General features: G+C 45.6%; 17 protein-coding genes. 6 read left to right on the forward strand and 11 right to left on the reverse strand.

Translation table 11 applies throughout. The features are described from left to right. Positions 1 to 15: 15 nt before the first annotated feature. The gene (locus JMA39_RS18905) at positions 16 to 870 is read right to left on the reverse strand and encodes a putative selenate ABC transporter substrate-binding protein (RefSeq protein ID WP_202723433.1); all 855 of its coding nucleotides are present in this window, start codon (positions 868 to 870) and stop codon (positions 16 to 18) included. A 284-nt stretch (positions 871 to 1154) separates the two neighbouring features. On the opposite strand from JMA39_RS18905, the gene JMA39_RS18910 reads away from it, so the two are divergent. Both JMA39_RS18910 and JMA39_RS18915 read left to right on the forward strand, forming a co-directional pair. Continuing rightward, positions 1155 to 1829, forward strand: a complete 675-nt coding sequence (locus JMA39_RS18910; protein ID WP_202723434.1) for a response regulator — start codon at positions 1155 to 1157, stop codon at positions 1827 to 1829. Beyond that, positions 1820 to 3172 (forward strand): ATP-binding protein, encoded by a 1353-nt coding sequence (locus JMA39_RS18915; RefSeq protein WP_202723435.1) that lies wholly within the window; start codon positions 1820 to 1822, stop codon positions 3170 to 3172. The genes JMA39_RS18910 and JMA39_RS18915 overlap by 10 nt, the downstream gene beginning before the upstream one ends. Before the next feature lie 75 nt (positions 3173 to 3247). On the opposite strand, the gene JMA39_RS18920 is transcribed toward JMA39_RS18915, so the two are convergent. The 10 genes from JMA39_RS18920 to JMA39_RS18965 form a co-directional block, all read right to left on the reverse strand. Further along, positions 3248 to 3943 (reverse strand): 2OG-Fe(II) oxygenase, encoded by a 696-nt coding sequence (locus JMA39_RS18920; RefSeq protein WP_202723436.1) that lies wholly within the window; start codon positions 3941 to 3943, stop codon positions 3248 to 3250. A 550-nt stretch (positions 3944 to 4493) separates the two neighbouring features. After that, entirely contained in the window at positions 4494 to 6224 is a 1731-nt protein-coding gene (locus tag JMA39_RS18925) for an alkaline phosphatase family protein (RefSeq protein ID WP_202723437.1), read from the reverse strand. 4 nt (positions 6225 to 6228) lie between these two features. Continuing rightward, a complete protein-coding gene (locus JMA39_RS18930) occupies positions 6229 to 6636 on the reverse strand; it encodes a hypothetical protein (protein WP_202723438.1) in 408 nt (135 codons plus the stop codon). A 105-nt stretch (positions 6637 to 6741) separates the two neighbouring features. Continuing rightward, entirely contained in the window at positions 6742 to 7992 is a 1251-nt protein-coding gene (locus tag JMA39_RS18935) for a BatD family protein (protein WP_202723439.1), read from the reverse strand. After that, the gene (locus tag JMA39_RS18940; RefSeq protein WP_202723440.1) at positions 7992 to 9662 is read right to left on the reverse strand and encodes a VWA domain-containing protein; all 1671 of its coding nucleotides are present in this window, start codon (positions 9660 to 9662) and stop codon (positions 7992 to 7994) included. Before JMA39_RS18940 ends, JMA39_RS18935 begins: the two co-directional genes overlap by 1 nt. Continuing rightward, positions 9662 to 10642 carry a VWA domain-containing protein gene (locus tag JMA39_RS18945; RefSeq protein ID WP_202723441.1) on the reverse strand — a complete coding sequence of 327 codons (981 nt, stop codon included), beginning with the start codon at positions 10640 to 10642 and terminating at the stop codon, positions 9662 to 9664. Before JMA39_RS18945 ends, JMA39_RS18940 begins: the two co-directional genes overlap by 1 nt. Beyond that, a complete protein-coding gene (locus JMA39_RS18950; RefSeq protein WP_202723442.1) occupies positions 10636 to 11121 on the reverse strand; it encodes a DUF4381 domain-containing protein in 486 nt (161 codons plus the stop codon). The genes JMA39_RS18945 and JMA39_RS18950 overlap by 7 nt, the downstream gene beginning before the upstream one ends. A 2-nt stretch (positions 11122 to 11123) precedes the next feature. Further along, positions 11124 to 12044: a DUF58 domain-containing protein gene (locus tag JMA39_RS18955; RefSeq protein ID WP_202723443.1), complete on the reverse strand. Its 921-nt coding sequence runs from the start codon at positions 12042 to 12044 to the stop codon at positions 11124 to 11126. A 17-nt stretch (positions 12045 to 12061) separates the two neighbouring features. Next, positions 12062 to 13021 (reverse strand): AAA family ATPase, encoded by a 960-nt coding sequence (locus JMA39_RS18960; RefSeq protein ID WP_202723444.1) that lies wholly within the window; start codon positions 13019 to 13021, stop codon positions 12062 to 12064. Between the two features lie 89 nt (positions 13022 to 13110). After that, positions 13111 to 14637 (reverse strand): arylsulfatase, encoded by a 1527-nt coding sequence (locus tag JMA39_RS18965; protein WP_202723445.1) that lies wholly within the window; start codon positions 14635 to 14637, stop codon positions 13111 to 13113. Positions 14638 to 14791: 154 nt separating this feature from the next. On the opposite strand from JMA39_RS18965, the gene JMA39_RS18970 reads away from it, so the two are divergent. The 4 genes from JMA39_RS18970 (at position 14792) to JMA39_RS18985 (ending at position 19124) form a co-directional block, all read left to right on the forward strand. Continuing rightward, positions 14792 to 15985, forward strand: coding sequence for a GAF domain-containing sensor histidine kinase (locus tag JMA39_RS18970; protein WP_202723446.1), 1194 nt, complete (start codon positions 14792 to 14794; stop codon positions 15983 to 15985). 53 nt (positions 15986 to 16038) lie between these two features. After that, positions 16039 to 16632 carry a response regulator gene (locus tag JMA39_RS18975; protein WP_237732922.1) on the forward strand — a complete coding sequence of 198 codons (594 nt, stop codon included), beginning with the start codon at positions 16039 to 16041 and terminating at the stop codon, positions 16630 to 16632. Positions 16633 to 16713: 81 nt separating this feature from the next. Beyond that, positions 16714 to 17895 (forward strand): anaerobic sulfatase maturase, encoded by a 1182-nt coding sequence (locus JMA39_RS18980; RefSeq protein ID WP_202723447.1) that lies wholly within the window; start codon positions 16714 to 16716, stop codon positions 17893 to 17895. Positions 17896 to 18335: 440 nt separating this feature from the next. Further along, the gene (locus tag JMA39_RS18985) at positions 18336 to 19124 is read left to right on the forward strand and encodes a hypothetical protein (protein WP_202723448.1); all 789 of its coding nucleotides are present in this window, start codon (positions 18336 to 18338) and stop codon (positions 19122 to 19124) included. The last annotated feature ends 178 nt before the right edge of the window (positions 19125 to 19302 follow it).

Consider the following 19302-nt stretch of genomic DNA (forward strand, 5'->3'; position numbering starts at 1 on the left):
TCAATCAACGAAGGTTTAGTCAATTAGGCCTATCGCTTTAGCAACGTCTTCTACCGCTTCATAATCTAGGTTTTCTGCAGGCACGAATGACTGCCGAGGAAAGCTGGCCAACAGCTCCGGATCTTTCATACCAATGAGTGTGGCGGTCACTTTTTCGCTAAAGCCTGCGCCAAACTGTGCGTCCACATCACCACGTATAGTCCACTGATAATCAGGATAAGCGGGGCTCTCCCAAATCACACTGACTTTATTAAGGTCCACTTTGCCATTGGCCAATGCAGTTTCCCACACTTTATAGTTCACCGCGCCGACTTGATAGACGCCCGCCTGCACCTGAGCAATGGTGCGACTATGATCGCCCGAGTAGCCAATGCGCTTGAAAATATCCTTACTATTCTTACCAAGATTACGCTCGATAAAGAACTGCGGCATCAAGCGACCTGAAGTCGAGTTCTTAGAGCCATAGGTAAAGGTGTAGCCGTTTAAATTAGGAAAGCTATCGCTTGGGATGATCTCGGTTGAAGCATGAGCAATAAAGTAGCTCTTAAAAAACTGATCTTCATAGCCTTGAGCAATGGCCAACGACCCGGGAACTAAACGTCTTGCCTGTACACCTGATAGGCCGCCAAACCAGGCCAATTGCACCTGATTATTACGAAAAGCCGTTACCGCAGCAGAGTAAGATTTTACCGGAACATACTTCACCTCAACACCGAGCTTCTCTTCAAGATAGAGTGCAACCTTATCGAAGCGGGTTCGTAACTGACTCTCATCTTCATCAGGAATTGCGGTAAAGGTAAACGTTGTGGCTATTACACTCGGTGCTAATAAAAGCAGTGCTAACCCTGTAAATAGCCTAACAAACGACATGTATTAATCCTTTCGTATTTAATTTTTCACGGAATCTTAACGAAAAAACAGCAACAAACACAGGGCTAACGACATTAAACCCAGCTAAATTCAATAAATCGTGAACTAAAGGGCTAAATGTCATGATTTAGTACCGTCAAGCTGAAAAAGTGACCAATAGCGGAAAAAGTTCAGCCAAGGTTAAGTTTCTTAGGCGTAAACTCCCTCTACTTAGAAACACTTAGTTGGCAGCTGCGTTAATTCTGCGTAAACTAATCTCTATTGAATTCAAGGATATTTTGACTATGCGAATTTTAGTTGTTGAAGATGACCCGATTCTATCTCACCACCTCAAAGTACAACTGAGTGAATTAGGCAATCAAGTTCAAGTCGCATTAACTGCGAAAGATGGATTTTACCAAGCAACCAATTACCCTATCGATGTGGCCATCGTTGATCTGGGCCTTCCAGACCAAGATGGGATCAGCCTGATTCAAAGCCTGCGAGACAATGACTTAAAAGCCCCCATACTCATTCTCACCGCCCGTGTAAACTGGCAGGATAAGGTGGAAGGCTTAAACGCAGGCGCCGATGATTACCTAGTCAAGCCTTTCCAGAAAGAGGAGTTAGTTGCCCGCCTAGACGCTCTTGTGCGCCGAAGTGCTGGCTTTGTAAAACCTCTAATCACCAGCGGTGCACTCGAGCTCGATCTTGCGGCCAAGCAGGTCACGCTAAACGAGCAGCCCATGGAAGTGACCGCCTTTGAATACCTGATCTTGGAATACCTGATGCGCCACTGCCATGAAGTGGTCGCGAAACAACGTCTACTCGATGTGATCTATGGTGACAAAGAAGGTGACCCTAATACCATCGAGGTAATGGTCAGTCGTCTGCGTAAAAAACTCACCAAAGGTGGCATCGAAAACCCTATCGTGACGATTCGTGGTCAGGGCTATAAATTTAATCTGCCATGCAATTAAGATTTAAGCCAAAGAAGCGTCTGCTAACGCGGATGTTTCTCACCTCATTATCGATCATAGCCCTAGTAGGGTTCGGTTTGGCGTGGATGGTGAATATCCTCCATGCCCAAAACAGTTATAACGAAGAAACTGCCGAGCTAATTGCGGAGATCCCAAAAGTTGCTGCAGAACTTAGGGAGCACGATCTAATTCCCGATAATAGCGATGAGTGGTTAGAAGAGAACAATGCCACTCAACGCTATATCATTGCCAGCTGTGACAACAACTTTAATCAGGTCTGGACCTCATCGTTAGCGGTAGACAGAGGCTTATTCGATACCTGTGAACGCTTTAACGAAATCAGAAACACCTCTCCACCTTACTATCTGCCACTTGCCGACAATAAAGGCTACTTTATCTATCTGTTATCTCTCGATATCGCCGGTAATAAGTACAACCTGCTGGTACTAAAGGATGCAGAAAAGCTTAAAGAAGAGTACAGCAAGTTCAGTCGCCTAACTTATATACGTCTAGCCTTTGTGTTGGCGCTGGCGTTAGTGCTATTGATTAGCGCCGCCTATTGGGGAATGCGCCCCCTCGTGCGCCTAAAGAACGAACTACAGTCAGTCAACAGCGGTAAGGCTAAATCTCTATCTGATGGCTATCCTGTTGAGCTTGAAGGTGTGACTCAGGCGCTCAACCAACTGCTAAACCAGTCGAGTGCTCAGCAACAGCGTTATCAAAACGCGATGAACGACTTGGCCCACAGCCTTAAAACACGCCTTGCGGCGGTTCATGCGATTACCGATGACAAGACGCTTGATAAAGACGCCTGCAGTGAAAAGATCATGGAGCAAGTCAGTCAGATGGACCAATTGGTAAAATATCAATTGAAGCGCGCCATGTTAGGCCGTAAAGGTTTGAAGCAAGAACAAACTCAAATCGCACCTCTTGTCGATCAGCTGGCACAGATGCTATTTAAGGTCTATCGTGACAAACAAGTTCAGTTTGAAGCAGTGATCCCAACAGAGCATGTGTTCCCTGGTGATAAAGGCGACTTGATGGAGCTTTGTGGCAATTTGATGGAAAATGCCTTCAAGCTATGTATTTCAACCGTCAAAGTGTCGTCATATTACAACGATGCCGGAGAGTTTGAGCTACTGGTTGAAGATGACGGCCCAGGCGTCGAAGAGAGTATTCGCCAAAATATTATCCAGCGCGGCGTTCGCGCCGATACCCAAAAAGCTGGGCAAGGCATTGGTCTTGCAGTGTGTAATGAGATTGTCATCAGTTACGGTGGCCGACTCAGTATCGAAACTTCCAAGCTTGAAGGTGCCTGTTTTAGGATCTCGATTCCGATTTAGGCTGAAGCACAAGCTAAAATATAGGGATAACATCAGCAGTAATGCTTGTTATCCCAGCTTCAATTCTCATGACGATTATTTAGCAGACCCATATAACTGCTCGGCACGATTAAACATGATCCATGAAGTGGCAATATACTTGTCATCGCTAACGGGCACATTGCCACGATGAGAATGAGTAAAACTAGCTGGGGCTATCACCATGGTGCCCTTCTTCGGCTTGACCAGTTTGTTTTGATAGTAAAACTCTGTCTCACCGCCCTCTTGCACATCATTTAGATAGAACATATATAGCACCACTCTATGCAGCGCCTCATTATGCCCTAGCTGAGGAAATTGCTCAGAGTGCCAATGGGGGTAGCCCCCTTTACCTTGTAAGTACTTTTGAATATTGATGCTACCGCTACGGTAGAGGTATTTTACGATAGCCTCGGCTCTCCCCTTACCCAGCTTTTCATAGTTTTCCGGCGTTAACGTGATTGGCTTACCGCTTTGATCGCTAACACTCACCGAGACCGCCCCCATTAACGCCATCGCGTACTTTTCCAAATACTGCGTTGCATGGATAAGCGTATAACCCAGCAGTCTATTCTTCAGTGGCGTTAAATCGTCATACGAATCTAGCATTAAATCGAGACTGCGCTTTTTCGATTCATCAACCCCGCCACCGGTACTCCCTGCGCTTACGCCTGTGTGGCACTCAAAGTGACGAATCAACTCATCGCAAAATTCATCAGGAATAGCATTCGGGTAGATTTCAATGAAGTCCATGTTAAGGCTCTCTGGTTAGCTGCATCTGCAAAGGCATTAGTTAATGGATTGTAAATTATATAACTTGAGGGAAAATAGCAATCTCACAGTGATTGCTGGCAGTAGTATTCGATTCACACACCAATGTTAAAATGGGCATAAGCGTCTTAAACAGCTATACATGGCTAATAAACGAAGAGATGTGAGTCAGATAAGATTAACGCTATATGAGCAATATTTGGCATCTCTGCCACAAACCGTTATCGCGTCCAACAGTCAACGCCAGCTCAAGAGAACGGCTCGGAGTAGAGAGCAAAGGTTAAGAATATATGTTCAGTACACCGCCGGGAAGCTTTTACCATATTTAACCATTTTAACCTTTTACCTCGTTACCTTGAGCTGATGACCTCCATATTTGAATTGAACAAAAAAATTTGCGGGTAAAAACACCGCTCTTTAACAGCCACTTTGTGACTCATCGAAGGCGGTGTTATCGAACAAAATTTAAGTAACAGACGCCTTTAAGTAACAGACGTCTGAGCATCAATGTCCCTAGTGATTTATTGAGGGATCACAGCTCAACCGCTTTAAGTACTTTACCCGTGCTTCCTGTTGGAAAGCTGATCTTAAGTAGAGTTGATAGTGTAGGAGCGATTGCGTAAGGTGTAATCTTATCTGCCACCTTTTTGCCTTCGAGCCCCATGCCTGCGAATATTACCGGAACATGAGTGTCATAACGCCAGGGTGAGCCGTGCACTGACGCAACTTTTAAACCATCAAAATCATTAATATAGACACTCGGGTTATAGATCAAATAGAGATCCCCTGAGCGCTGATGGTGATGATTTTGGGCTACAAGCTTAGCAACTCTGCTACTGTCTACGTTACCTGATGTGATGTCACTTGCGGTATAAACCTGCTCGATTCCAGCAATAGTCACTAACTCATCGGCCAAAAATTTTTGCACTAGGGCAAGTTCAACACCCTTAGCTTCAATAAGCTCATGATCTAAGTAGAGGTATGGATCGGCGTACTGCAAAATAACCTGCTCATCTAAGCCAAAACGCTGCTTTAACCTATCAAATATGCCTGATGCTTTGAGTGATTCCACCCCAAAATAATCCGCTTTGTGACCCCCATGATGGTGAATATAACTTGGTATATCTGGCGCGCCATGATCCGCAGACAAAACAATTAAGGTATTATCTAACCCCACCTTTTTATCAATATAGCTAAATAGATCGGCTAAAGTTCTGTCTAATCGAAGTAGGTTGTCTTCAGCTTCTTTACTCGAAGGACCAAACATATGAATAACATAATCGGTCGCAGATAAACTCACTGACAGGTAGTCGGTTACATCACTGGCACCAAGCTGCTCTTTATCGATAACCGTTTTGGCAAAGTCTGCGACTAGCTCATCTGCAACTGGGCTGATGCTTAGCTTAGTTGTAAAATATCGAGAATCCGCCGCGCCATACTGATGGGGAAACTGCTGGCCAAAGCCAGCTAAATCTGTTTTATCACTCTCTTTCGGTTCATGATGAAACAGGTACTTATCATCATCGAGCATTAACTGCCAAGCTTGGTTGTCATATTTAAGGTGCAGATTTTCATCATTCCACTGCTCAACCCAACTAGGATACTGCTGATAATAGTAGTCACTTGTCACAAAGCCCGCAGAGGCTTTTGAGTACCAAAATGCCTTACCTAGCTCACCACCCATCGAGACAGCACCACGATCTTTAAAGGAGACTGAAAATGCGCGAGATTGGCCATTATTACTCTTTACCAACTCATCAGAAAATGTCGAACCATTAATATTCAGCGGTGAACGGCCATCGGAGGCCGCGGCTTTCTGAGTCGTATCCACTTCAGTACTCGCATCCACCCCACCACCTTGGGTCAACAAGTTGTAATTAGGATCTTCAATATTGTATACCAAGCGATTAACGCTTCGGTCATACCAGACATTTCCTACCATGCCATTCACTGATGGTGGCGCACCGGTTGCTAATGCTACATGGCCAACTATCGTTTCGGTATTCGCATGTTCAAAGTGCGCATTCGTGTAGTGAACACCTTCATTTAATAAATAGCGAAAACCACCTGCTTGCATATTATCAAGGTAGCGCATTGGCAGATCGCCCCTTAACGCATCAACGGTGATCTGCACGACTAATTTAGGCTGCTCGGCGGCATATAGTGGCAATGACAGCACACTTGCTAAAGTGAGCGTAACGGGCAGCATTAGCCGCTTTGCCCCAGGCGTTTTCAATTGAACATTGTGTGATTTTAATTGCAAAAGATTAACCCTCGGTAAGATCGTGCTTAATATAATCGTTGTTAAGATCTTGCTCTCGCGTACTGGTGATCCAACATTGAGCCGAATCAATAGGCTGATCATCCTCGTTAATGATCATATTAGCGACACCATAAGGAGGGATCACCACAACCGAATCAATGGCTACCGGCTCTTTTCCAGCAAAGCCAACACAGCGAGCCTTAATTGCTTCTGAGTAACTGACTTTTACTCGGAAGTGATTCTCGCTAATCGCCTGAATCGCTGCCCCACTAAATGCTAGCGGTTGAGCCTGTGCTTGGTTTACTTTATTCGACTCTTGCGCCGCACTAGCCGAAAAAGAGCTAAAAACAGCTATAGTCGCTATCACACTAGTCAAATATAGCCACTTTACCGTCTTCCTATTTGTTGTCATAAAAGCCCTCTCAGTATCAACCTATGACTAATAAAACAAACTTTACCTCAATAACGACTGAGACTAGAACTGGGAGAATTACTAATCTCAAAGCTTGGCAATAGATTAGTTGGGGTTAAGCGGTTGCAGTGAAAATTGCTGACTATATTGATGCCATACAATGCTGCACATGTTTGTTAAAAGGGCTGCTCTATCGAGCTTAATCGTCCCATCAGCTTGATACTCTATGCTATTTGATACTTTTTTTGCCGCGCTCTGCAAAGGCTTATCAATCAATGGTAACCACCGATTGAGTAAGTTAGGCATCGCTTTCTTCGAGGTAAATGCTGCCCTTACTGTTAATAGAAATGCCACCAACAACGGAGAACTCAACTTTGTTAATGCGGTTAGATAGCAGTAGCCTAGCTTTTTAAAAATCAACTGGCGTTGCCACCATACGATTAGCAAAGTGATAAAGAGTAAGGTGAGCGCGAACTGGTGCTGTACAAGAAAATCACTAAACTGCGCCTGCCATATTGCGACTCGCTGCTTAAAAGGTAAAGGAGGCGCAGGACTGACCACAATATCGATTGCAGGGATAACGCTATACTTGACCACTTGTTGTGTTGGGTGCCACCAGCTCACTTTCATCTCCGGCAGAGTGAACTCTCCTGCACGTGAGAATCGATACTGTAACTCAGTCAGCCTTTTTCCTGTGGTGGCACCGCGGAAGGTATTGGTTTGAGTCCCATTAGCAGCGACTCTTACATCGCCGTCATCACTATTAAGTGAGAGAGGCAGCTCAGCAATTAAGTAGCCAGGCAGGTTATCCACTTCCATGGAGATCTCTCTACTCACCGCCCCCCCAGCCACGAGCTCTGTGGCCGATAGTTTCTGCGAAAGCGTGAGTTTTGGGGTGATAATCAGCCCTCGAGAGGCATCGGGTTGCGGCGTAATTTCAATTTGTTGGCTCGAAGAGGTGATAACTTGAGCCGTCTTGCCTCGGCCAAGGGTGATCTGAGTTTTTGGCAAGATAAATTCCCCCGGTTTGGCAGGATAGATATCATATTTAAATTGCGCGACATGCTTTCTTTTGCCCTCAATCAGCCGAGTGGTATAGATTGGAGCTTGCGCCGCTTCAATAAATAACGGCTTAACTTTGATCTCTTCAGTAGAGACATTAGCCGCAATTGCTTCATCACTGATTAACGCAAGCCAAACCGTGTTTTTGACGCGCTCTGAAAGCGCAACATCTTCCACTAACCACTGAGCCGAGTATTGCTTGGTTTCGGCTGCTGATACCTGTAAAGATAAAACGAGCACTAAACTCAGCCCCACAAACAGACTCGCATTTAACAAGCGGGTAAAACTTGCCATTAGTGTTCTCCTCGCTCTGTTATTCCAACGCCATCAGCTGATTCAGGCACTAACTTCGACTTATCTGTTCCCTCTGTTGCCTGCTCAAACTGCTGCAGCTGAATGGTAAATTTGTTACGTAAAAACACCGCGGGATTATGCTTCACCTGTTCCAACCAGATTTTGGTCAGGTGCTCTTCAGCCATTAAGTCGGCGCTGTTTATCTCATCTATTTTATCTGCAGGCTCATCTATCTGCATATCCTCCTGCAACGAGTCGATGACATCGGCCGTCATATCCTCACCGGCGGTTCCCTGCCCCTGTGCACGTAGTGCCATCAACTCAAATATCTCCTCAAGCAGTGCAAGATTGTCTTTTGCTTGTTGATTATCTGGCTCAAGCGCTAACACCTGCATAAACCAGCGCTGTGACGAGCGAAATCTTGCCAAGTGCAGATAACTAAGTGCGATATTAAAACTTCGCTCTATAGAGTCTGGCTGCGTATTTAACATTGTCAGCGCCCACTCCCACTGCTGACTGCGCATCAAGGCTTCAACCTTCCAACGGGGATCGACAAAACTGTTGGCGGCGCAGCGGTAGTTTTGCTGCTTGTAGAACCATTGTCCTTGCTGATCTGGTGTTAAAAAAAGCCGCATGACTAAATTGTCGCACTGCTCACTATTGACGCTGTTTGTTGTTAGCTCACTGGCATAGACTTCAGTGACCGGTGATAGCGTTAACCAAGGGACAAATAGCAGACTCGCTAGCCAACGAATACTCCAGCCTCGCCTAAACCAGAGCAAGCTTAACAATAACGTTGGGAATACCAACCAGTAGCCCACCTCCTGCCAGACAATATCCTTGTCTGTTGGATCAAAGAAGTTAACGCTATTGCTCCAGTTAATAATGGCACTGATATCGCTATCGTCACTGCTCATCTGCAGTTGTGAGACGCCGCTGGGCGCTGACATAGAGGAAGCGAAGCCAAACTTCCAAAAAAGCAGCTGATCTTGGGAGTTATCTTGATGTGCGATTAGCGCCTCACGTGCTTGGTTATCGATAGCATCACCGATCACCACTATGCTCGCTGGCAGTGGCGGCTCACTCTGCTGTAGCCTACTTTGCTCCAGCGCTCTTTGTTGTTCCAAAGCCCTGAGCTGTTCTAATACACTGGCAAGGTTCTTACCTTGGCGAGGTACCAGCTGGGTATGTAAACTCGAGAGGTAGAGGGTCAAAACTTCACGGTCTTCAGTAGGAGGCAGCAGTTGGTGGCCACTTCCTGCGTATACCCATGCACCAAGCAGACCATCGCGCTTTTCCTCTAAAAGAGTGGCCAGTTTATATTTGGCACTCTCTATCCGGCTAGGAGCAATATCTGACTCAGCCATAGAGCTTGATAGATCGATAACCAAAATAAGTGGTGAGCGGTTTTTACTTAAACTCCCCTCTTGGGGCTGCCATGTTGGACCACTGACGATGATAATCAATAGCCCTATCAATAGCGGTAGCATTGTTTTTGGTGATAACCACAATGAAGATGTGATATCGGTTCTCAGATGAGCAGCCAAGTGCTTAGCGAGAGGAAACTTAGCATCGAGTGTTTGCTGACGACGGTAGTTTACCCAGAGCCAATAGAGGTAAGGGATAAGTGCAAATAGCGCCCATGGCCTGATAAAATGAAACTCACTCATCACTGGCTCTCCTGCAGTTTTCTACGGCCACTCACGAACATCAATGTGGCTAAGTTAATACATAACACGAATAAAATTGGCCAGAAGTAGAGCTCCTTTTCAGGACGGATTGTATAGCTTTCAAATAGTTGCGGCTGAAGCTGCTCTAACACCTTATACACCTCGATAAGAGATTGACCATCATCGGCCTCAAACACCTGCCCCTGAGTCAGCTCAGCAATGCGCTCGAGTGTTGCAATATCTAGGCTATCTTCACCGACATTTTTAGGGTCGCCAATAGCGATGGGGTAGATAACCACGCCCTGCTCCCCAGCATAATGGGCTGCATCCAATGGCGGAAACTCACTACTGGTATCATTGCCATCGGTGAGCAGTAGTAATACCTTGTTTTCAACCTCAGACTGCTCAAAATGATTAACCGCGACGCCTATCGCATCACCAATTGCCGTCCCTGCTCCAGCCATTCGTACATCCATCTCTTGCAGTAATTGGCTTAATATCTGTTTGTCTTGTGTAAAAGGAGCCTGCAGATAAGCATTCTCGCCAAACGCGATCAAACCGATACGATCTGACTCTCGCTTAAGTAGAAACGATTGCAGCAAGGCTTTGACACCCTCTACGCGGCGCAAGGTCTCGCCTTGGGTGTCAACAAAATCCATCGCCTCCATCGAGCCTGACAAGTCAACGGCAACCATAATCTCACGACCCACCTGCTCTACCTGAATAGGCTCACCCAGCCAAACAGGGCGCACAGCGGCGCAGACTAACGCAAGATAGGTCAGCGTCGCCAACAGTCGCTGCCAAAACAGGCGGCTTAACACGACAGCCCCTTCGCTAGGCTTACGTTGGCTTAAGCTCACCAACTGCTTAAATTTAGAGAAACGGATCGCAGGCAGTGCCGTACGGTGCTTAGGCAGTAAAACGGCCAATAGCGGCAGTAATAGCAAAATGGCTAGCCAAGGATGGGTTAGGGTTAACATACATGCTCCTTAAACCAGCATTGAATCGCTAAGCGATGCTCATCAGTTAGGCAGGCGTTAGCTTGGTAGCTACAAACTAACAGTGCCGCTATCGCTTTAGCTGTGCCTTGGCTGCTTTTAGAAAGCTCCACCACTCGGGTTGAGAAGGCTGCAACGGATAATGTGGCGAGGTTTTCACTGGGCCAATGCTGATGACAAAACTGGCGCATCAGTCTTGCCATGCCAGCCAAATCATTGTTGGCCTCCAATTCGGCAAACAGTGATTTTGCTTCACGTACATATTGATGCTGTAACCAGCGGTAGCCGTGGCTAAGAACCCATATACACAGGGATAGGCTGAGCAAGATAAAGATAACATTCCAAGCTGGCGTATTAGGCCACCAAGACACCGCCTCGGGAGGCGCTTGCCACTGCGCTTTTTTGATTAAGTGCGAGCCAAACTCAGCGAGCTGCCCACTCGATTGCATCATGTCGCTCATTTTTAACGCCTCCTAGCCGAGGAGATCGCAACCAGCTGCTGCCAGCTATCTTGATGGGTCGTCAATGCTAAGTAAGGTTGGCCTATTGATAAGAAACAGCGCTCTAGCTGCTTATTATGATCAGCCGTATGTTGATTATATCGCTGGCGAAGCTGGCCTTTATCACCACTCACCTCCAGTTGTAATTGACCGTCTCCCATCAACACTGCCGAGTTAGGCAACTCCTCCTCTAACGGATCACTCACTCTCAAGCCGATGATATTATTATGCTTCGCCAGTTGAGTGATTAAAGCAAGACTTGTACTGTTATCGAAATCGATGAAGTCACTGATAATAAAGATCTGACTCTCTTTAATTTTTTGCTGACAAAGCAAGTACAGCGCATCATCTAGAGTGGGAGGCTCTGTTGCTGCCTTGGCGGGCAAGCGGCCGCCCAACTGGGTGATTTTCTCCAATAAGCTCAAAAGCGATTTTTCACCGCGCATCGCGCTATGGGATTCGATATTGATGTCGGTGAGGAGAAGCGCACCGATCCTGTCACCCTCGACCTGAATACGACCGGCAATGATCGCGGCTAGCTCAGATGCTAAAACTGACTTCATCATCCCGTCACTAGCAAAAAACATGCTGCTACGAAGATCAATCAATAGTGCAGTACTCTTGTCTTTCTCCTCCGCATAGAGGCGGATAAAAGCCTGTCCAGTACGCTGAGTCACACGCCAGTCGATACAACGAACATCATCGCCATCAAAGTAGTGGCGCAACTCGACAAAATCTAAACCTCGCCCACGCTGACTGCTCTTCTGCAGACCACTCAGTGGAGAGATTTTGCTATAGGGGGGACGCCAGCTAAGACCTCTGCCTTTTTTGGCCAGTAAGCTTAGCCGAGAGAAGTTGCTATAGATACGCTCGTCACTGTTCATAACCATCCCGTTGTCATCTATACGTGTACAACGCAATCGAGCAGCTTATCGATCACGATATCACTACTCATATTTAGATTGATGCAATTGAAAGAGAGCACCATTCGATGACGCAGTACCCCATGACAGACAGCCTTTACATCCTCTGGTGAAACAAAGTCACGCCCAGATAACCACGCGTGGGCGCGGGCACATCTATCGAGTGCAATTGTCGCTCTTGGACTTGCACCTAATTCAATAAATGTCGCTAATTCATCGCTATACTTTTTAGGTTGGCGAGTCGCATCAACGAGATCGACAATATACTGGTCAATATTGTCGTTCACAGAAACCTGCTCCACCAACTTACGTGCGGCTAACACCTCTTCGACTGTAAGTGTTGCTTGCTCCTCGGTTGCCGATACTTGCTGAGCTCTTAAAAGTTTTAACATGCTCTTTTCAGCGTCTTTATCGGGGTAATCGATGAGGATCTGCATCAAAAAGCGATCCATCTGAGCTTCAGGTAGCGGATAGGTTCCCTCCTGCTCGATAGGGTTTTGGGTAGCCAGCACCATAAATAGCTCAGGTAGTGGGTGGGATACACCAGCGACTGAAACCTGTGCCTCCGCCATCGACTCCAGCAGAGCTGATTGCACCTTAGCAGGGGCACGGTTGATTTCATCGGCAAGCAAGAAGTTGCTAAATACCGGGCCAGGTTTAAAGCTAATGCTTTGTGTTTGATTACTGTAAACTTCGCTGCCGGTGATATCAGCGGGTAACATATCAGGGGTAAATTGAATGCGATTTAGTTTAGCCTTGACCTCATTTGCCATCTCATTAACAGCACGAGTTTTAGCCAGGCCGGGTAGCCCTTGAATTAATACATGTCCATTAGCTAGTAGAGCAATAACCAGCTGCTTGACCACCAGCTCTTGGCCTAATATCTGTTGATTAATTCGAGCTTGCAGTGCCTCAAATTGGTTTGTTGATGGATGCATGGACTCACCTTTAGACTCGATTATTTACGGAAAGATAGTGAATGAACAGAGTTAAAGGGTGCACTGGGCACCCTTATCAATTGCGATAACTAGCGTTGATCGCGATATGGAAGTTGCTCGATAACTCTCTCTAAGTTAAACGAAGCGGGCTCCTGTCTTAATGGGAAGTCATTAAAGGTGCTCAGTAACTTGGCAACCTCAACTTGTACAGGTACAAAGTTGTACATACGCTCAGCAAACCATTTTAAGTACATGCCTGAGTGCTCTGGTGCTTCTTCATATGGGTCTGCACGCAGATCTACAAGCTGTGGCCACTGGGTCGCTAAACGTGGCGCAAACCAGCTCTCCTCAAGCGGTTGAATAAAGGTCGCTTTTATCTTACCGACTCGAACTGCCTCAAGATTACCCGTCTCAGCAAAGTAGAAGATTTCGTTACGGGTCGTATCGTCGTTAGTCAACCAAGCCTGTGTATGGTCATAACCATCGATATAAACATCGTGTTTCTTCTTGAAGTTTTCTTGAACGTCTTTTTCACCCGCAATCGTTGCTAGGGTGGTAAACAGGTCCTCATGAGACTGAATACCGTTATTGACGCTACCTGCAGGGATCTTTCCTGGCCAGCTCACCATAAACGGCACACGTACTCCACCTTCAGTGGTTAAGCCCTTCTCACCTTTAAATGGTGTGTTGCCACCATCTGGCCAGCTCATCTTCTCTGCACCGTTGTCGGTGGTGAAGATAATAATGGTGTTATCACGCTGCCCAGTTTTGTCTAGGGTATCTAGAATCTCACCGACATAACTATCAAGCTCGGCCATACCATCAGCATATAAACCATAGCCAGTTTTGCCTTTCCATTTTTCACTTAAGTGAGTCCATACATGCATACGCGATGGGTTATACCACATGAAGAAGGGAGCATCTTTGTTGGCATTCTCTTCGATATAATCTACCGCCATATCTGTTAACTCGCGGTCGATGGTTTCCATACGCTTCTTAGTTAACGGTCCACCAGAGCCAGTGTCGCCATCGGCGTGCCCCTCAACAATCCCGCGAGGACCGAAACGCTCAAGGAATGCAGGATCTTTAGGATAATCTTCATTCTCTGGCTCCTCCTCAGCATTTAGGTGATAGAGGTTACCGTAGAAGTAATCAAAGCCGCGGCGATGTGGCAGCATATGCTCTTGGTCCCCTAAGTGATTTTTACCCAGCTGAACCGTCATATAACCTTGATCTTTCATCACTTCGGCAAGAGTAGGATCCTCTTTTGAAATACCAATTGGTGAGCCAGGCATGCCAACGGTAAGCAGACCCGTGCGGATAGGTAACTGCCCCGTTAAGAAGGCGGCACGGCCAGCGGTTGAACTTGGCTGACCATAGTGGTCGGTGAATAACATCCCCTCCTTGGCGATGCGATCGATATTGGGGGTTTTATATCCCATCATCCCCATGTTGTATGCGGAAGTATTTGACCAGCCAATATCGTCTGCCATGATGACGATAATATTGGGTTTTTCAGATTCATTTTTTGCCATCGCTGGGGCCGCGACAGCTGTAGAGACCGCAGCCATACCTAATACGGCTTTTGATAACATCGTTTTGGTGAATGTTTTCATTGTTCACTCCTCATTTTAGATGGAGCTAGTATCAGGCCTCTTAAACCAAAATCGAACTAGGACTATTCCTAAAGCCGTCATTACGGTTAGTATTGATTGTGTTTTTAAAGGTATAAAGAAACTCGAAGCCGTTAATGATGATGAGAAAATATGTATGAATAAACAAGAAGATTGCGATTTCACACAATTTAACGAAACCCTGCTCTCTATTTCAACTCAGCTTCTTGACACTCCCACAAGTTCATTAGCCCAGGTGATGAACTCAGTACTGGATGAGTGTCGTGAGCTGCTGGGTGTCGACAGAATATCTTGTTTACCTAACACCAAATATATTGCTCAAGAATGGTCATTTTATGCCGTCTCAGGTGAAAACATCCCCAACCTAAGGCCGAACCTGAGCTACGAAATTAAAGCGAAATATCAAGCGATGATCCATTCTGGTGAGGTTTTTAATAGCGATGAAGATCCGCAGCTACTAGAACTGGCCTGTCAACTGCAACAGCAAAAACCACTCAATCATATTTTGATCCCGATTCAGGCGATGGGAAAACCATGGGGGGCATTGGCAGCGGCAAACTTTGTCACCCATAAAGTGTTTGATGAACACTTTATTCGCTGCTCGACTATTTTGGGGAATATTATGGCATCGAGTATCGAGCGACTAAGGCACTATCAAGAGTTATCTCATCAGCAGGAAAAAGTCATCGCCTTGAATAAACGTCTAATAGAAGACAGAGAAGAACAGCTAAAAATCATTGCAAGGGATCTGCACGATGACTTTGGCCAGCGCCTCGCGTCACTCAACCTAGAGTTAGGTTTTATTAATAACCAATTAGATGAGAGCGCTCAACTGGCGCTATTTGAAGCAGCGGCAAAGCTGTCAAATATTACCCGGGACCTGCAACACCTATCCCGCCATCTTCACCCAGCAATAATTGATAAAGTCGGTTTGTATGCAGCCATTGAGTCCGAATCTAAAAAAATGACTCTGCATAAGAATATTCTTCTGTCACTCAATCTCAGCAAAGAGGTTTTATACAGTGAAGAGCAGAAACTGCATATCTATCGCATCAGCCAAGAAGCGCTTTCTAATGTGATGCGACACTCCAATGCAAGCGCATTATCCATCTCACTCAACCGTGAGGGGAAACTTGCAAAACTCACTATCGAAGATAACGGTAGAGGCATTCCTAAAAATGCGATTTCAAACTCCTCATCATTAGGCATTGAGTCTATGCACGAGCGTGCGGCGCTCATTGGTGGCAGCATGGATTTTACCTTAGGCAAAAATCAATCTGGCTTTTCAGTAAAACTCGTCTGGCCCATTCCTGATGATATTATTGACTAAGTAACAGTGATAGGATTAATCATGTACAGCAGGAAAAGGATGATCTATTAATTATGCCAACCATTATCATTGCCGATGATCACCAGATAGTCAGTGAAGGCATCGCAAGGCTTGTTGAAAAAAACTACCAAGTACAATCAATTACTAACAATGCAGAAGAGTTAGTTCAAGCTGCGAAACAATTTCAACCCGATATCATCATCACCGATATCTCAATGCCAGGTATGCAGCTAAACCAAACGCTTGGGCTGCTAAAGCGTTCATGTAAAGAGGCCAAGATCATCTGCCTAACCATGCACGATGAAGCTGAAATTCTACAGGCTGCATTCGAGTATGGTGCCGATGGCTACATAGTGAAACATCAAGCGGGTTTTGAGTTACTCCAGGCTCTCGAAACGGTACTCGCAGGAGAGCAATATGTCTCTGCGGAGTTACACGATAAATTCAATCAAAAAACAGTGCTAACAGCAAGGCAGTTGGATATTTTGAAACTTTTGGCAAAAGGGATGTCTGCAAAGAAAATTGCACTGTCACTCAACATCTCCGCCAAAACAGTTGAGTATCATAAATATAAGATGATCGAGCAGTTAGATTTAGACAATGCCTCATCACTCGTAGCCTACGCCCATAGCCGAAATCTAATTTAGCCCCATAGATAATTAGGAGACTTCCTAGTCGATTCCTTGCTTACTCGAAGCGATAATGGGATCCAATAGAGGAGTTTCCATATGTCATCACAAGCTGCGTACCCTTTTCATCTTTTGGTTAAACCGGTTGGTTCAAAGTGTAATCTCGATTGCCACTACTGCTATTACCTTCGTAAAGAGGAGCGATACCAGCCTAATGCGACAATGCAGATGTCTGAAGAGATGCTGGAAAGCTATATCTCCCAATACATTGCTGCTCAGCCTCTGCATATCAACAGTGTTGATTTTAGCTGGCAAGGCGGTGAACCTGCGCTACGTGGGCTCGCTTTTTTTGAAAAAGCAGTCGCACTCCAAAAACATTATGCGCGCCCAGGCATGCAGATCACCAATACTTTTCAAAGTAATGGTACGCTGATTAATGAACGCTGGGCAAAATTCTTCAAGCAAAATAACTTTTTAATTGGTTTGAGCATAGATGGCGATGAGCTCAACCATGGTAACGGCAGGCCCGATCTCAAAGGTAATAACAGTTACCCTAATGTAATGAGAGGACTTGAGCTGCTAAAGAAGCACAATGTCACCTTTAACACCCTGACGGTAGTACATTGTGATAATGCCCACCTAGGTAAACAAACCTATCAAAAATTAAAATCGTTAGGCTCTACCGTCATTCAATTTCAACCCTGTGTTGAGCATGAATTGGATAGAAGAAGCAGTAAAGACTGGTCTTTAACTCCACAGCAATGGGGCCAATTTTTGTGTGATGTCTTTGACGAATGGAAAAAAGAAGATGTTGGTAAAGTCTTTGTGCAGTTCTTTGAAAATACTCTTGGGATCTTAGCAGGTCAACCGAGCCAAATGTGCTTTCATTCTGAAGCATGCGGTCAACAGATGATGCTTGAGCATGATGGCAGTGTCTACTCGTGCGATCACTATAGCTATGATGACTATAAAGTCGGTGACATCGACATTGTCGATCTAGGTCAACTCGCCAGCAGCGAAAATCAGTCACAGTTTGGGTTAAGTAAATGGAACTCGCTAACAAAACAGTGCCGAGAATGTGACTTTAGACCTTTTTGTAACGGCGGCTGTCCCAAAGAGCGAACCGCAATAACTGCTGACTTAGAGCCTGGATTACATCATCTATGTCGTGGCTATAAGCAATTTTTCATTCACGCTATGCCATACATAGGCGCAATGCTTGAAGCGATCAAACAGGGACATCCAGCCAGTGTTTATCCTATCTATTTAAAGCATGGATAATGTTTGCTCACTAAAAATCATCAAAGCCCCGCTCTAAAGGAAAGTTTAAAGGAGAGAGTATAAAAGAGTGGCTTTGAAGAGTTCCCCAAGAACTCATTATCTTTACAGCTATATACCATCCCGCTGGTATATAGCATTGAGCATAGCTTGACGCAGTATCGCGATACATAGGCGCATCTTCAGTGTGTAATGCTTTCCGCTTACTTTAAACATCTATCATCCACCGCACAGGGTAACTTACAGGCTTCCAAACTAAATCAATATCGCCTGTAAACTGAAATGCATATTCATTTGCGCCTCAGAGTCAAAGCAAACTGTGACACGACCTAAGCTAAAACGATGAAGTCACATATTGTCTACGGTTAGGAATTTTCCCAGTAGTTAGCCTCTCACGGTAAATCTTAAAATATTTAAAAATTAAATTTAAATATTGGTGATCCATGAAGAACAGAACATTAACTGTAGCTGTAGCCGTTGCCACACCCCTCTCAATATCTAGCATCGCATTTGCTGAAGAAAATGAAATACAAGATATGTCCGATCCCTTAGCTGTTTATACGCAGCTTGGCGCCTCCTATGGCACTAACGGCATCAACTTTAAGCTAGGTAAGACCTTAGACACCGGCTCTGCAACGGATATGTCAATGTTCCTTTTTGAGGTCAAGGGGCTCTATGGCGAGCATATGAAGCATCAGGGGGCGAGCGCTCTGGCACCAGAAAATGCTAATAACGGAGTATCTGAGCTCCGCTTTAGAAAGTTCGATGTCGATATGACAACGGGGCGTGGCATATCTATGGATGTTATCCATAACTTTAATGCTAACTCTGGCACTGCATCAGTAGGAATGATACAGGCGCTGCCCAAAGTTGGAGTTTGGCAAGCATTTCCTATTATTGCGGCGGGCGTTGAATACAATGATGGTTCGAAGCGTTCTGACACCAATGAAGCATCAGGACTCCATTCCGACTTTGTCTTCGCAAGCTTCACTCTATATAACAAATTCCTGCTAACAGACACCATCTGGGCAAACTACAACCCCATCTACACCCAAGCCATTTTTGGTAATGAACACTACACCGAAAACCTAAAGGGAAGCAACGGTCTCACTCACGAGTTTATTCTGAGTTGGCAGATGACCCCAACTCAAAACTTCCGCCTCTGGTACAACGCTAGCCAGAATCAATTTGCCGATGGCGACTTCCGTCTAGAGTACAACCAGCAGTTTTAGCCAATTAGGCGACGATTCTGTCCGCAAGCGCTTAGTTTGTGGCATAGCACTTGAGTAGAAATTTACGTTTAAACCTGTTGCGGCGATGACAAGAATATAACCAGAGCTGTTACACAACTCATCATAGGGGAAAAGCCAATGCGACTACGCCTAACTTATGCCCTCCCCCAAAAAAGCT

The organism is Shewanella schlegeliana, from assembly GCF_016765635.1.
GTDB lineage: Bacteria > Pseudomonadota > Gammaproteobacteria > Enterobacterales > Shewanellaceae > Shewanella > Shewanella schlegeliana.